Source organism: Streptomyces sp. NPDC051322, assembly GCF_040689485.1.
In the GTDB taxonomy this organism is placed as follows: domain Bacteria; phylum Actinomycetota; class Actinomycetes; order Streptomycetales; family Streptomycetaceae; genus Streptomyces.
The window spans coordinates 577,059-590,867 of record NZ_JBFBAK010000003.1; the positions used below are offsets into that span (position 1 = coordinate 577,059).

Here is a 13,809-nt window from a genome sequence, read left to right on the forward strand (position 1 = left end):
AGGCCCAGGCCTGCCGGGGCGTTCTGCGTGAGCCGGCCGGTATCGCTCGAAATGATTCACGAGGGCGGGCAAACGGGTGACGGTGCATCGGCTCCGTGACTGAGGCACGGGAACACGCGTTACCCACCGGGAGGGGACGGCGAACGGGCCTGGCCCGCCGTCGGGAAAGCGCCCCGTTGGCGCGCGGTGTGCAGGGCGCGTAGCCCGGGATTGCCTCTGTGTGTGCACTCAAGACAGCAATACGTAGTCAGATTTCCATACAGAAAATGAAGAGCCGAGGGTTTCATGCGCAAGTTTCAACGGATCGCGCTCATCGTCGCGGCGGCAGGCGGTCTGACCGCCGTCGGCGCCGGCACGAGCTTCGCCGACGCTCCCGTCGGGTACAACGGTGCCGCCCCGGAGGCGCTTGCCCCGGCTCCTGCCCCGGCTCCGCAGCAGGCCGCTCCGCAGCAGTACGCCCCGGCTCCGCAGCAGCAGCAGTACGCCCCGGCTCCGGCCCCGCAGCAGTACGCCCCGGCCCCGCAGCAGCAGCAGTACGCCCCGGCTCCGGCCCCGCAGCAGTACGCCCCGGCCCCGCAGCAGCAGCAGTACGCCCCGGCTCCCGCTCCGCAGCAGTACGCCCCGGCCCCGCAGCAGCAGCAGTACGCCCCGGCTCCGGCCCCGCAGCAGTACGCCCCGGCCCCGCAGCAGTACGCTCCCGCCCCGCAGTACGCCCCGGCTCCGGCCCCGCAGCAGTCCCGTTGGGTCGTCCCGCAGGTGGCTCCGCAGGCGGCGCCGCAGGTGGCCCCGCTGGTCGCGCCGCAGTTCGCCGCCCCGGGGGTCATCTCGCCGCAGTCCGGGCCGCAGGTCAACCCGCAGGTCAACCCGCAGGTCAACCCGCTGGTCAGCCCGCTGATCGCGCCGGCCGTCCCGCAGGTCTCCCCGTTCGGGCTCGGACGAGTCGCGGCTGCTCCGGTGGGACAGCTGGACCTGCCCGGAATGGGATGACGGTTCAAGGAGGGTCCGGTGCGCCGGCCCCTGCTCAGCACGTCTGTCGATCAACGGAGAACAAGATGCGCATGCTTCACAAGGCTGCCGTGGTGGCCGCCGCCCTCGGAAGCGTCGGCGGATTCGGCGCCGGCACCGCCTACGCCCACGACGAGCCGGACCAGGGCATCGAGGTCGGGCAGAGCGTCGAGTGCAGGACGCACGACATGAACGTCGACGTGCTCGGGGCGGTCGGGGCCCTCAACGGGGTGCTGGGCAACGCGCTCGGTGGCGAGGGCGGCCCCGGCGCGCAGCCCACCCACCTGGGCTCCGGCATGCGCTGCGACAACACCGCGTTCTGAGCAACAGGCAGCCGCACAGCAGTCGCGACCCGAGGAGATGGCCGGACCGGAATGATTCCGGCCCGGCCATCAACCGTCTCAGAGCCCGAACGCGTCCGGGTCGCCCGCCAGCGCCCGGAAGCGCTCCTGCGGGTCGCTGATCAGCTTGCGCAGTGTGAGGTCGAGCAGTCCGCCGACCGCGGTGAGCTCCGCCGCGACCGTGCCGTCGACCTTCCGGATCGTCTGCTCGATCCGGAACGTCTTGCCCTTGCCCCAGACGAACGCGCAGCTCACATCGACCTCGTCACCCGCCACCAGCTCCCGCTTGTAGCGAATGGTCGTCTCCAGGGCGACCGGACCGATGCCCTGCTCCAGCAGATCGCTCTGGTTGATGCCCCCGGCGCGAAGCAGCGACCAGCGTGCGTGCTCCGCGTACTGCAAGTACACGCTCTGGTTGAGATGGCCCTGCGTGTCGGTCTCGTACCCGCGGACCTCGACACGTACCGAAAACGGATCTGCCACGACGTACCTCTCGACCCTCTCGACGGCGGGTGGCGCCGACCGTGCCGGCGTCTCGGCTGAGCGCTTGCTCGACCCGATCCAACCGCATCGTCCCCGGGGGGCATTCCGCAGCCCTCGGGGACGCGCCGTTCCCGCCGGTCTCAGGCCCCCGAGGCCGTCAGTTCGCGCTCCTGCGCACGGGCGGCGAAGGGGCACTGCCAGTCGGCGGGCTTGGGGCGGCCGGAGTAGCGGCGGGCTTCGGAGAGCTGCTCGTACTCGTGCAGGTTGGGGTTGATGTCACCCTGCAGTTTGATGTCCTGCTTGCGTATCTTGTCGGCCAGCCGGTCCCACATCCCGGCACCCTTGATCCGGTCGAACTGCTCGTGCGAGTTGAAGGCCAGCATCGGGAACGGCGGCCGCCGACCCCACCTGCGGTGGGTCTCGTGCAGGCCGATCACGAAGAAGGGGTGGCCGGCCACGCTGTACGCGAACTCCCCGGAGCCGGGATCCGAGGCATAGCCGTCGGCCCAGCGATGGGACTGCGCGTCCTGCTCGTGCAGCAGCTGCAACTGTTGCCAGAGGAGTTCCTCGAACCGCAGCTCATCCACCCCGCGAGGCTGCTCGAAGGTCGCGACGAAACTGGTGAACGTCCGGGCGCTCCAGTCCGCGGATCCCACGAACTCCGCAAGATCGAATGCCATGAGCCGAGCCGACTCCTCGCTCCCGAGGAGGTCGTAGTGCCGATGCGCGATACCGCCCCGGCGCCAGGCGGAGCGCCCCGCCAGACAGGAGAACCGATCCCCCAGGATGAACTCCTCGACTTCGCCGCGCGCATCCACCGTCATGGCCAGCCTTCCTTCCAACTACGTGCCTCCTCAGCAGAGAGATCGTTTCCTTCATGCCTCCGATGGCGCCCACCCCACAGCGGCGGCGCCCGGCCCCGCGGACGGCTGCGAACGTCTTGGCCGCACGCGGGCAGGACCGAGCCCGCGAAGAGACGGGGGAGGTCGCTCAGCGATTGTGACTGGCGGAAGCCGCACAACAAAAACCCGGGTCCGGTTCCGTCGCTTCCGTCACGGAGGGGTGCGTACGCGGGTGGATCGGGTGATCGGGTCGGCGTGGTGTCACGGCCGAAAACAGGTCATTACGGAAACTCGGAGCGACTCATCCGATCACTCACCGTAAGGACTCCGCTCATGATCCGTCGTCTCACCGTGGTCGCCGCGACCGCCCTCGTGGCCGCCTTCCTCGCCACCGGAGCCGCCTCCGCCGCCCCCGCCGACCACTCGCAACAGCTCACCCCGAAGGAGAAGGCCGGTCTGCGCGTTACCGAAGACGTGCTGGGCTCGCTCTTCGGCGCCGCCCCTTCCGATCTCGGCTTCTGAACGACTGCCGCGCGGCGACGGAGTTGCTGGGGGAGTAGTCGACGGTCCTGGAGTTCACCAAAACCGGAGCGGCGACCTCACGCCGGGCCCCCGCGCCGCCCGCGCTGCGGCGGCAGCGGGCGGGACGCGTGCGCCCCGGCGTTGTGGGGGATGTTGCGGGGAATACCGCACACCGTCGCATCCCACCGGCACCTGACCCAGCACCGAGCGCGGAGCCGCCCATGAGCGTCGTCATCTGGATCACCGAGGGCACCTGGCCCGCCTGCGTGGAGGCCGCACTCGCTCGCGCCGCCGCCGACGAGCAGATCGTCCTGCTGTACGTCATGGACGATGCCGTGGTCGAGACGGCGCACGGCGCGTTCGCCGGCCTCCTCGGCCGGGGCCACCCCGAACGCGACCCCGGACACCGGATCGAGGAGCTCTCCGAAGCCGCCGCGCAGGAACTGCTCACCGCAGCAGAGCAGTCGCTGGACCGGCCGGCCCACCGGGTGCTGGCACGCGGCCGGGTGGAACAGGAGGTGGTCCACGCCACCACCGGCGCGGACCTCCTCGTCTGCGCACGCGACGGCGACCTCGCCCGCCTCGGCCCGCGCAGCCTCGGTCACGCCACCCGCTTCGTCGTCGACCACGCCCCCTGCCCCGTCCTGCTGGTCTGGCCCGGCAACACCCCCAGCCCCGACCTGCCTCCCCCGCCCCCGCCCCACGGGCCTCCGCCCCCGCCGCCCGGGCCCGGCCGCCGCCCCTGAACCCAGCCTCCACCGGATCAGCCGTTGAGGTGCCTGCCCACCTCGAGGCCCGGGGAGATGAACAGGCGCCGGCCGTGGATGCCGCTGGCCATGAAGGAGCCGTACGGGTCGTTCGGGATCCACCACAGGTCGTGGTAAGAGAGTGTGGCCGGCGTGCTCGCGGGGGCTGCGGGGAAGCGGACCCGCCGGGGGTAGCCCTCCCGGATCGAGGTGCCGATGGTGGAGGCGACGGATTCCGCCACGATCTGCTGGTCGCCGACCGCGCCGCCGCAGCGAATCATCTCGCCGAGCCTCGCGATGTCGCGGGCGGTCGCGCTGAAGCCGCCGCAGGCGGACTCGGCGCCTGCGGAATCGATTTTCTGGACGCTTTGTACAGTAACTGCCTGACAGTCTGAAACGACAGGAGTGGGCGGATGACGCAGTCGGCAGAGATGTCCTCCTTGGCGGACCTCACCTGGGCCCGTGGCATCACCGATCCGGCCTTGGGTGCGACGGCACACGGTGTCGGGACGCGAGACGGTGCCGAGCCGCCGGGAGGGCGGCTCGCGGCCTACGGTGTGACGTCGAGGGCTCCCAGGGCGTCCGACGGCGCCAGTCCCGATGCCCACACCCGCCCGTATACCGACAGGTCCCGCAGGTGGCCGGTGGCCTCGGCGGCGCTGTAGCCCGTGTCGTTCTCCACCCACCACGTCAGTACGCCGATGAGCTCGCCCGTCCAGGCCCGGGCGATGATGTCGAAGGGGATGCGCGGGGTGACGCCGACCTGTTCGGCACGCTCACGAAAGACGCGCTCAACCCGGTCGCAGATGATCTCGGTGAATTCACGCAGCGCCCGGCCGTCGCCCTCGCCCCGGAGAATCACCTGGTAAACGGGCTTTTCCTGCGCCGCGTGCTGGAAGATGTAGAGCACCGGAAGGCCGGTGAACCCCTGCGCCTGGGCCTGCTCCACGGCGGGCAGCAGCCGCTCCCTGTCCGCGGCGAGTTCCCGGACGATGCCCACCAGCAGGTCTTCCTTGTCGCGGTAGTGCGCGTAGAAGGTCGCGCGGGCCACGTCGGCGCGCTCGGTGATCTCCTCCACCGTGAGGGCGTGGAATCCCTTGTCCAGGACGAGGTCCACGAGGGCCGACCGCAGGGCCTTGCGTGTGCGGCGGACGCGGCGGTCTTCGGCTGCATTCGGGGCGGGGGGCTTCATGGCCGGATCATTTCCTCTTCGTTCGAACCGTTGACCTGAGACTAGCGCCGCGTTTACGTTCCCGTACAGCAAGCTTGTTAACGAACAAGTCGTTCAGAAACTTTGCTCCCATGGAGTCGCGATGAACCTCGGACGCTACGTACGCCGGACAAGCAGCCATCAGCCCGACGCCCCAGCGGTGGTCTGCGGGCCGTCCAGGCTGACCTACGCGGAACTCGACGGGCACAGCGACCGGCTCGCGACCGCGCTGCGGGCCCTGGGCCTGCTGAAAGGCGACTGCGTGGCCACCCTCGCGGGCAATCGCGCAGAGCTGGTCGTCACCGAAGTGGCCCTCTACAAGGCCGGACTCGTGCGGGCCCCCATCAATGCCCGGCTCGGCGAGCGGGAAGTCGCGCATCTGCTGCGTGAGTCGGGGGCGCGGGCCCTGCTCGTCGACGCCGCCCACCTGGAAACCGTACGGGAGGCGCTGCCCGGCAGCGGAGTGCAGACCGTGATCGGCTACGACGGCCCGAGCGACCTCGGCTCCGGCTACACCGACCTCCTCGAAGCCGCCGCGGCCGAGATCGTGGACGTCGACTGCGCCGACGACGACATCGCCGTCCTGCACTTCACCTCCGGCTCGACGGGCAAGCTCAAGGCCGCGACCCAGACATACGGCAACCGGGCCGCTGCGATGCGCAAGATGGTCATGGGTCCGGACACCCGCGTCGGCCCTGGCGACAAGCAGATCCTGGCAGGCCCGGTGACCCATGCGTCCGGCATGCCGCTGATGGGCATCTTCTTCGCGGGCGGCTGCGCGATCGTCCTGCGCCGCTGGGATGCCGGGGAATTCCTCGACACGGTCCAACAGCACCGTGCGACACACGCGTTCGTCGTCCCGACCATGGTCAACACGGTGCTCGCGCTGCCGAACGCCCGGGACTACGACCTGTCCAGTCTGCGCCAGCTCATCTATGGCGCCGCACCCATGGCGCCGCAGCGTATCCGCGATGCCTGGGAGCTGTTCGGACCGGTGCTGTCACAGGGGTACGGCTGCGGTGAGACCACCTCGGGTGTGCTCTTCCTGTCGACCGAGGACCACCGGCGTGCCATCGAGGGCATGGACGAGGAACTGCTGCTGTCCTGCGGGCGCCCGCGGGCCGAGGCCGACGTCGCGGTCGTCGACGCCAGTGGAGCGCCGGTGCCCGACGGATCCATCGGCGAAATCGCCGTACGCGGCCCGGACGTCGTCCCCGGCTACTTCAACGAACCGGACTTCACCGCCGCGACCTTCCGCGACGGCTGGTTCCTCACCGGCGACCTCGCACGCCGCCGCAAGGACGGCTACGTCTTCATCGTCGACCGCAAGAAGGACATGATCATCTCCGGCGGTTTCAACATCTACGCCGTCGAGGTCGAGTCCGTACTCCATCAGCACCCCGACGTGTACGAAGCGGCTGTCATCGGCATCCCGGACGAGCAGTGGGGCGAGGCCGTCAAGGCCGTCGTCGTCCTGCGCGAGGGCGCCGCGCTCGGCGAGGCCGAACTCATCGATTTCTGCGCCGGCCACCTGGCTCGTATGAAGAAGCCCCGCTCGGTCGACTTCGTCGCCGCGCTGCCCCACAACCCCAACGGCAAGATCGACCGCCGTGCCCTTCGCGATCCCTACTGGGCGGGCGCCGAGCGCCGCGTCCACTGACGGCTGCCCGTCTCCTGCCGCAGGCCGCCGAAGCTCGCTGAACCTCGCCGGACATCACTGAACCTCGCTGAACGGAACACCCACACCATGTCCTTCACCCTCGAACCCTGCTACGACGACAACCCGCGCCTCCAGGGTCTCGTCGTCGACCTGCGCCGCTACCTCCACGAGGAGCTCATCCCGTACGAACGTGAACGCGGCCTCACCGCCGAGACCAAGCTGGACCGGCCGACCCTCGAGCGTGTCTGGAAACGCAGCAGTGAACTCGGCTTCTACGGCATCAGCCTGCCACCGGAGCTGGGTGGCGAAGGCCTGAGCCTTGTCGAACTCTGCGCACTGAAAGAGGAGTTGACCGCTTCCGGCGCCGTGCTGTCGCACTCCGTCCTGGGGGACATGGGCGGGCCGCTCCGTGCCGGCTCCGTCGTGAAGTACGCGACCGACTACCAGTTGGAACGCTATCTGCTGCCCGTCATCAGAGGCGAACGCGCCTGCTGCTTCTCCATCACGGAAGAGGACGCCGGCTCAGACGTGCGTCGCATGACCACCACCGCCACCCCGGACGGCGACTCGTACGTCCTCACCGGCCGCAAGGTGTTCAGCTCGGCCGCGCCCTTCGCGGACTTCGCCATCGTCGTCGCCCGCATGGCCCGGACCGGGGACGAGGAGGCCTACAGTGCGTTCCTCGTCGACCTCGACAGCCCCGGCTGCCAGGTTCTCGACGGTGCGGTACCCATGTCCGGGCAGCAGATGGAGGGCGACCTCGTCTTCGATGCATGCCGTGTCCCCGCCGCGAACCTCCTCGGCGAGATCGGCCAGGGCCTGCGTATCGGCATCGGCCGCATCACCCTCAACCGCCTGCTGCACTGCCCGTCACTCATCGGTGCCGCCCGACGCGCCTGGGACCTGTCCGTGGCGTACACCAAGAGCCGCACCGCCTTCGGACAGCCCCTGCTGGCACTCCAGGCCATCCAGCACAAGCTCGCCGACATGGCCACCGACATCTACGCCGCCCGCTCCACGGTCATGGCCACGGCCGCCCGGGCCGACCAGGGCGCGAACATCGGTGTCGAGGCGAACATGTGCAAGTTGCTCACCGCCGAGTCCTGCTTCCGCGTCGCCGACCAAGCCGTACAGATCCACGGCAAGACGGGGCTGACTCACGGCCACGAGGTCGAGCAGATCTTCCGGACCCTGCGGATGTTCCGCATCGTCACCGGCACCACCGAGATCCACAAGAACGCGATCGCCAAGTCGCTCGTGTGACGCGGCGTTCCGGGCGGTCCCCTTCCCCCTGCTCTCCCTGATCCCGCAGGAGTCACCCTTGGCACCGTCAGCATCGTCCGACCACCGCCGCGCCTGGCTGATCACAGTCATGATCGTGGCCTTCATGGTCGTCAACTACGCCGACAAATCCGTCCTGGGCCTTGCGGCTGTCCCGGTCATGGACGAACTGCACATCAGCAACAGCACGTACGGCCTGATATCCAGTTCCTTCTACTTCCTGTTCAGCCTCTCCGGCCTGGCCGTCGGATTCGTCTCCTCGCGCGTCTCCAGCCGGGCGCTGCTGTTCGCCATGACCCTGCTGTGGGCGGTGGCCCAGGTCCCGGTACTCGTCGTGGCCGCGCTTCCCACGCTCATCGCCGGCCGGGTCCTGCTCGGCGCAGCCGAGGGCCCCGCGGCTTCCATGTCCATGCACGCCCTGTACAAGTGGTTCCCACCCGAGCGGCGCGGGCTGCCCTCGGCGCTGCAGATCGGCGGAGCGGCGCTGGGCACCCTCATCGCCGCGCCGGTGGTCACCTGGCTCATCAGCTCCTTCGGCTGGCGTTCGGCCTTCGCCGCGCTCGCCGTGACGAGCGCGGTGTGGAGCGCGGTCTGGTGGAGGGTCGGACATGACGGCCCGTACGCTCCCGAACGCGAACTCCGCGCGGACGTCAAGGACGTCCCGTCCGTTGCCCGGCTACCGCTGCGCAGACTCCTGCTGACCGGCACGGTGCTGGGCAGCATAGCCAGCGCCTTCGGGGCCTCCTGGGCGCTCTCGCTCAGTCACGCATGGCTGCCCGCCTACCTCAGGACGCAGCTCGGCATGTCGGCGGAGTCCGCTGCGACCACCATCAGCGCGATCTCCGCGTTCAGTCTGGTGCTGCTGCTGACCGTCTCGCCGTTCGTCGACGCACTCAAGAGACGGGGTGTGCCCAGCCGTTGGTCGAGTGGTGCCCTGCAAGGGGCCGCGGTCTGTGTGGCGGGCACGGCCATGGCGGCCTTCCCCTTCGTCGGCGCGACCGCCCCCCGTGTCCTGCTGATCGGGCTGGCCTTCGGCGGTACGGCGGTGGCCTTCCCCCTGCACTACATGACGACGGCCGAGGTCATTCCCACCGCCCAACGCGGCGCCGTCTTCGGCATCGTGGCCGCGACCGGCACACTGCCCGGCCTCATCGCGCCCGCGCTCACCGGCCATTTCATCGACGCACTGGACAGCCCGGCCGCGGGGTACACCACGGCCTTTTTCGTCACCGCCGCCGTCATGCTCTGTGCCGGAGCGTTCGCCATCACGGCCATCCGCCCGGAACGCGACGTCCGACGACTCCGTCCCACTGCCGAAGGGCCCCTCGCATCCCCCCGTACGGACAGGGCTTCAGCGTCTGCCCGAAAACCGGCTTCGAAGCCGCCGACGTAAGCCCCGCCCGCAGCCGCGCAGCCGCGCAGCCGCTCGGTCGGCCGCCGGTCTTACAGGCCGGCTCCCTCTTCAGTGACGGAGGCCGTGGACGTGCGGGCTTCGGCTCCGAGGGCCCGGACCTCGGCCAGCAACTGGGCGTTGGTGGCGCCCTTGACGAGATATCCGGCCACACCGACCGCGGCCATCTCGGTGCGCGCCCCCTGGTCGCCGTAGGCGGAGAACACCAGGATGCGGACCCCCGGGACGGCCCGGATGATGTGCTGTGCGGTGTACGGGCCGCCGCCGGGAAAGCGCACGTCGAGCACCACGACGTGCGGCTGGTGGGCGGTGGCGAGCCGGATCGCCTCGTCGGCGTCGGTCGCGCTGCCGACCAGGGCGAGGTCGGGCTGGGCCCCGACGACCTCGGCCAGCGCCGCGCGCAGCAGGTCGTTGTCGTCGCAGATCAGCACCCGCAGGGCGCCCCCGGGCGCGGCGGGCTGGGTCATGACGGTCCCTGGAGGTCGGCCCGGGAGTCGAAGTTCCTGACGGGGGCGCCGGGCAGCGGTTCGTCCAGCAGGCTGCTCGGCAGGTCGGGCACCCAGAATTCCACGGTGGTGCCGGTGCCGGGCTCGCTGCGCAGCGTCCACCAACCGTCGGCGGTCTCGGCCCGCTCGCGCATCTCCATCAGCCCGAAGTGCTCGTGCAGCCGGTGTGTGACAGCCGGGTGCCCGGTACCGTCGTCGGCCACCCGGACCAGCAGGCCGCGGTCCTCGGTGGTGACGCTGACCCGTACGGTGCGCGCACGGGCATGCTTGCGCACGTTCAGCAGCGCCTCCTGCACGATACGGAAGATGGTGATCGCGGTCTCGGAAGCCGGTTCCTTCTCCAGGGCGTGGTCCAGGGAGAACTCGAGTCCCCAGCTCCCGACCGTGTCGTTGAGGTGCTGGGACAGCGACTCGATCAAGCCGTGCCGGTCGATGCCGGGCGGCTGGAGCCGGAAGGTGAGGTTGCGCAGCCGGCCCACCGCCTCACGTACCGACGTGTCGAGCTGGGCGAGTTCACTCCCGTAGGGCTCGCCGATCCGGTCGGCGAGGAGCTGAAGTCGCATACCGACGGCGACCATGGCCTGGATGGAGTCGTCGTGCACGTCCCAGGCGATGCGGCGGCGTTCCAGCTCCTGCGCCTGCACCAGGTGGGTGAAGAGGCGACGGCGTTCAGTGAGTGCCTGCTCGGCGGCGCGGCGCTCGGTCATGTCCCGGGTGACCTTGCCGAAGCCGCGCAGTTCGCCGGACTTGTCGAAGAGGGCGGTGATCACCACGTTGGCCCAGAAGCGGGAGCCGTCCTTGCGGATGCGCCAGCCCTCGTCCTCCAGCCGGCCGTCGGCGATGGCCGCCTCCAGCTCCAGATGGGGTTTGCGGGTGGCGATGTCCTCGGGCGGGTAGAAGACCGAGAAGTGCTTGCCGATGATGTCCTGGGCCCGGTAGCCCTTGATCCGCTCGGCGCCGGCGTTCCACGTGGACACGTAGCCCCCGGGGTCGAGCATGAAGATGCCGTAGTCCAGGACGCTCGAGACCAGCAGGGTGAACGCCGTCTCGGACGGGGCGGGGACGAAACTCTGCTCGGCGGGGCTGGTCCCGGTCACCGGAGGAGGCCTTCTCGGCGGGCCACGGCGACCGCCTCCAGTTGGGAGCGGGCGCCGAGCTTCTCCAGCACCCGCTGGACGTGGTTCCTGGCGGTGTTGAGGGCGACGCCGAGCCGCTGGCTGATCTCGGCGCTGCCCAGGCCGTCGCCGAGCAGCCCGAGGGTCTCGCGCTCGCGCGGGGTGAGGGTGCTGCCCAGGTCTGCGGTCCGGCCGGTCAGCCGGTCCAGCGCTCCGCTGAGCAGGCCCTTGCTGAAGGCCACTTCACCCGCCGCCACCAGGCGTACGCCGTCCTGGAGCTCGCCCAGTTCGCCGGCCTTGAGGATGAGCCCCGAACCACCGGCCTCAGCGACGCGGGCGGCCACCGCCGGGGTCGCCTCGCCGGTCAGCACCAGTACCCGGGTGCCGGGCGCGGCGGCCTTGAGCCGGCTGATGGCGGCGATGCCGTCACCGTCGGGCAGTCGCCGGTCCAGTACCACCACGGCGGGGCGCAGCCGGGCGGCGTCGGCCAGCGCGTCCTTCAGGGACAGGCTGCGGCCGACCACCTGCAGGTCGTCGGTGCGGTCCAGGGCGATGCGGATCGCCTCAGCCACCATGTCGTGGTCCTCGACGAGCAGGATGGTGATGCGCTCACCGGTGATGCGCTCACCGGTGATACGCGCCATCGGGCCCGGTGCGGTCTGTGATGTCGAAGGCATCAGACGGTCCTCGGTGGTAGACGGGCCACGCTGTCGGCGAACAGTTCGTCGGCGCCGGTGAGGGCGAACAGCCGGGCCACCTGCGCGCAGGCCCCCTCCACGCACAGCTCGGTGCCGATCCTATCCGCCGTGGCCTTGGCCTCCAGCAGCACGTTGCACCCCGAGCAGTCGCAGAAGCGCAGGCCCCACAGGTCGAGCACGACACGGTCGGACCGCCGTGCGAAGCAGTCGGCGAGGGCGGCTCGCAACTCCGCGGTACCGTCCAGGTCCAGCTCGCCGACGAGCCGGAGACGGGGCACGTCGCCGTCGGTTGCAGCGCTGACTTGGAACAACTGGCTTTCCACCGTTGTGTCTTCTCCCATGTTGCAACCCCCTGCCTGGTTGATGGGCACCAGCTCAGAGTAGTGAATCTGCACTAGAAGACAATCCATTCCCCGAACGGGTCACCCCACGCATGGGTGGATCAGCGCGAAAGCACGACCGCAGGGAACACGAATCCGTGAACGTCGGCTGGGTACGCTGCGGTGTAGAGCAAGGATCAGAGGACAGGCGCCCGGCAGCGCGACGTGGCCACAGGCAGCGGTGGGGCTCGGGCCGTGAAGCACTCGAGCTGTGCAGCATTCGGCGGAAGGGGAGTTGGGATGGAAATCCCGCCGTCCACTCCGCACGACGCCGGTCCTCCGGAGGTGTGCATGGACTTCGACGGTGCCCCCGGCTGCATCGCCGAAGCACGGGCAGCCGCCGTCGCCTTCCTCCGCCACCACGCCCCGCACGTCTGCCACACCTTTCACGTCGACGTCCTGCTGGTCGTCTCCGAGCTGGTGACCAATGCCGTCCGCCACGCTCCCGGTCCCCTCGTCCTGGAGCTCGGACTGCTTCCTGGCGGCATCGGGATCACCGTGCGGGACACCAGCCCCAGCCCCCCTTGCTCCCGGACCCCCGACCGGACCGGCGGACGCGGCTGGCCCATCGTCCAGAGCCTCGCCCACCGGGTGCGCGTCGTCCCCCGCCACAACGGCAAGGCGGTCCACGCGGAGCTGGCCTGGTAGCCCCCCCGCCGGGCAGGCCGTTGTCGGCTCCGGCGGATCCCGCAATACGGGTGCCCCGTAGCCAGATGCGCGGTCAGGAGAACTGTCAGCGCCGCGCTCGCGCCGACCTCGTTCATGGAGTTCCACTGCGCTTGTAGCCGACCCACAACCGGCCGCCGACCTGATCCAGCACCTCGTCCACGACTGCTGCGAGAGGCTCGATCCGCTCCGCCAGTACTTCCCGTAGGCCATCGCCCAGACGCAGGCTGAGACCCGGAGCTGTGGTCTCAAGACGGCGTGCCAGCCACTTCCCGCCGCCGCTCCAAGATCCGCCAGTGGCCAGCGCCAACTCGCCGATTCGCCGCACCAGTTCGGTGGCGATGAACAACCGTTCGCTCTGGACGGTGCTCCCCGCGAGGTCATCGAGGAGGTCGGTGATCGCGTAGCGGCAGTCATCGATCTCCTCATCCGACACAGGGGGTGGTCCGGCCGCGGTCAGCTTCCGGGCCTCAGCGGCGAGGTGCGCCCCGACTCCATCGGAGTCGAAGAGCAACAGCCCGTCGGAACACATCCACAGCAGCGGTGACCGGCGCTTGGGTACTTCTCGATCGATGTACGAGTGCCACGTCACTTCGGTTGGTGTTCTCATCTGCCGTCGGCAAGGAGCTCGACTCCACCAACGTTCGGAGAGCGTTCCGCGTAGCCATCAGGAAGGCGGCCGGAGTGGACGCGGATGAGTGGACGCCACGGGAGCTGCGGCACAGCTTCGTGTCTCTGCTGTCGGACAGTGGGGTGCCGCTCGAAGAGATCTCGCGTTTGGTCGGGCACTCCGGAACGGCTGTCACCGAGGGGTCTACCGCAAGCAGATCCGCCCAGTGATCCAGACAGGCGCGATCGCGATGGACGGCATCTTCAAGATCGATCCGGAACGGTAGACACGCAGTGAGACACTCACAACGAATCAGGGCCGGTTTCCTATGAA

At 69.7% G+C, this 13,809-nt stretch carries 16 protein-coding genes and 2 pseudogenes; 9 read left to right on the forward strand and 9 right to left on the reverse strand.

Going from position 1 to position 13,809, the window contains the following annotated elements; genetic code table 11:
• The first annotated feature begins 285 nt into the window (after positions 1 to 285).
• A complete protein-coding gene (locus AB0436_RS10855) occupies positions 286 to 987 on the forward strand; it encodes a hypothetical protein (RefSeq protein WP_366467422.1) in 702 nt (233 codons plus the stop codon).
• A 65-nt stretch (positions 988 to 1,052) separates the two neighbouring features.
• Positions 1,053 to 1,328 carry a hypothetical protein gene (locus AB0436_RS10860; RefSeq protein WP_366467423.1) on the forward strand — a complete coding sequence of 92 codons (276 nt, stop codon included), beginning with the start codon at positions 1,053 to 1,055 and terminating at the stop codon, positions 1,326 to 1,328.
• Between the two features lie 78 nt (positions 1,329 to 1,406).
• Here AB0436_RS10860 and AB0436_RS10865 read toward each other — a convergent pair whose 3' ends face one another.
• Together AB0436_RS10865 and gntA are read right to left on the reverse strand one after the other, a co-directional pair.
• Positions 1,407 to 1,829 carry a thioesterase family protein gene (locus AB0436_RS10865; RefSeq protein WP_366467424.1) on the reverse strand — a complete coding sequence of 141 codons (423 nt, stop codon included), beginning with the start codon at positions 1,827 to 1,829 and terminating at the stop codon, positions 1,407 to 1,409.
• 140 nt (positions 1,830 to 1,969) lie between these two features.
• Complete coding sequence (gntA, locus tag AB0436_RS10870; RefSeq protein ID WP_366467425.1) at positions 1,970 to 2,653, reverse strand: guanitoxin biosynthesis heme-dependent pre-guanitoxin N-hydroxylase GntA; 684 nt, start codon at positions 2,651 to 2,653, stop codon at positions 1,970 to 1,972.
• 351 nt (positions 2,654 to 3,004) lie between these two features.
• Here gntA and AB0436_RS10875 point away from each other — a divergent pair, with 351 nt between their 5' ends.
• Complete coding sequence (locus AB0436_RS10875) at positions 3,005 to 3,193, forward strand: hypothetical protein (protein WP_366467426.1); 189 nt, start codon at positions 3,005 to 3,007, stop codon at positions 3,191 to 3,193.
• Between the two features lie 221 nt (positions 3,194 to 3,414).
• Positions 3,415 to 3,939: a universal stress protein gene (locus AB0436_RS10880; protein ID WP_366467427.1), complete on the forward strand. Its 525-nt coding sequence runs from the start codon at positions 3,415 to 3,417 to the stop codon at positions 3,937 to 3,939.
• A 17-nt stretch (positions 3,940 to 3,956) separates the two neighbouring features.
• Here AB0436_RS10880 and AB0436_RS10885 read toward each other — a convergent pair whose 3' ends face one another.
• Positions 3,957 to 4,220, reverse strand: coding sequence for a hypothetical protein (locus AB0436_RS10885; RefSeq protein ID WP_366467428.1), 264 nt, complete (start codon positions 4,218 to 4,220; stop codon positions 3,957 to 3,959).
• A gap of 269 nt (positions 4,221 to 4,489) precedes the next feature.
• The gene (locus AB0436_RS10890; protein ID WP_366467429.1) at positions 4,490 to 5,131 is read right to left on the reverse strand and encodes a TetR/AcrR family transcriptional regulator; all 642 of its coding nucleotides are present in this window, start codon (positions 5,129 to 5,131) and stop codon (positions 4,490 to 4,492) included.
• Between the two features lie 121 nt (positions 5,132 to 5,252).
• Here AB0436_RS10890 and AB0436_RS10895 point away from each other — a divergent pair, with 121 nt between their 5' ends.
• The 3 genes from AB0436_RS10895 (at position 5,253) to AB0436_RS10905 (ending at position 9,483) form a co-directional block, all read left to right on the forward strand.
• Positions 5,253 to 6,809: a long-chain fatty acid--CoA ligase gene (locus AB0436_RS10895; RefSeq protein ID WP_366467430.1), complete on the forward strand. Its 1,557-nt coding sequence runs from the start codon at positions 5,253 to 5,255 to the stop codon at positions 6,807 to 6,809.
• Between the two features lie 87 nt (positions 6,810 to 6,896).
• A complete protein-coding gene (locus AB0436_RS10900) occupies positions 6,897 to 8,072 on the forward strand; it encodes an acyl-CoA dehydrogenase family protein (RefSeq protein WP_366467431.1) in 1,176 nt (391 codons plus the stop codon).
• 109 nt (positions 8,073 to 8,181) lie between these two features.
• Complete coding sequence (locus AB0436_RS10905; protein ID WP_366467502.1) at positions 8,182 to 9,483, forward strand: MFS transporter; 1,302 nt, start codon at positions 8,182 to 8,184, stop codon at positions 9,481 to 9,483.
• A gap of 50 nt (positions 9,484 to 9,533) precedes the next feature.
• On the opposite strand, the gene AB0436_RS10910 is transcribed toward AB0436_RS10905, so the two are convergent.
• The 4 genes from AB0436_RS10910 to AB0436_RS10925 are packed head-to-tail and all read right to left on the reverse strand — an operon-like array spanning position 9,534 to position 12,161.
• Positions 9,534 to 9,968 carry a response regulator transcription factor gene (locus tag AB0436_RS10910; protein ID WP_366467432.1) on the reverse strand — a complete coding sequence of 145 codons (435 nt, stop codon included), beginning with the start codon at positions 9,966 to 9,968 and terminating at the stop codon, positions 9,534 to 9,536.
• A complete protein-coding gene (locus AB0436_RS10915) occupies positions 9,965 to 11,104 on the reverse strand; it encodes a PAS domain-containing sensor histidine kinase (RefSeq protein ID WP_366467433.1) in 1,140 nt (379 codons plus the stop codon). Before AB0436_RS10915 ends, AB0436_RS10910 begins: the two co-directional genes overlap by 4 nt.
• Entirely contained in the window at positions 11,101 to 11,799 is a 699-nt protein-coding gene (locus AB0436_RS10920; protein WP_366467434.1) for a response regulator transcription factor, read from the reverse strand. The genes AB0436_RS10915 and AB0436_RS10920 overlap by 4 nt, the downstream gene beginning before the upstream one ends.
• Entirely contained in the window at positions 11,799 to 12,161 is a 363-nt protein-coding gene (locus AB0436_RS10925; RefSeq protein WP_366467435.1) for an STAS domain-containing protein, read from the reverse strand. Before AB0436_RS10925 ends, AB0436_RS10920 begins: the two co-directional genes overlap by 1 nt.
• A gap of 279 nt (positions 12,162 to 12,440) precedes the next feature.
• Here AB0436_RS10925 and AB0436_RS10930 point away from each other — a divergent pair, with 279 nt between their 5' ends.
• The gene (locus AB0436_RS10930; RefSeq protein WP_366467436.1) at positions 12,441 to 12,848 is read left to right on the forward strand and encodes an ATP-binding protein; all 408 of its coding nucleotides are present in this window, start codon (positions 12,441 to 12,443) and stop codon (positions 12,846 to 12,848) included.
• A 112-nt stretch (positions 12,849 to 12,960) separates the two neighbouring features.
• Here the strand turns inward: AB0436_RS10930 and AB0436_RS10935 are convergent.
• Positions 12,961 to 13,464, reverse strand: a pseudogene (locus tag AB0436_RS10935) (nucleotidyltransferase domain-containing protein); the annotation flags it as partial.
• Here AB0436_RS10935 and AB0436_RS10940 point away from each other — a divergent pair.
• Positions 13,464 to 13,762, forward strand: a pseudogene (locus AB0436_RS10940) (tyrosine-type recombinase/integrase); the annotation flags it as partial. The pseudogenes AB0436_RS10935 and AB0436_RS10940 sit on opposite strands and share 1 nt — an antisense overlap.
• Positions 13,763 to 13,809: the final 47 nt, after the last annotated feature.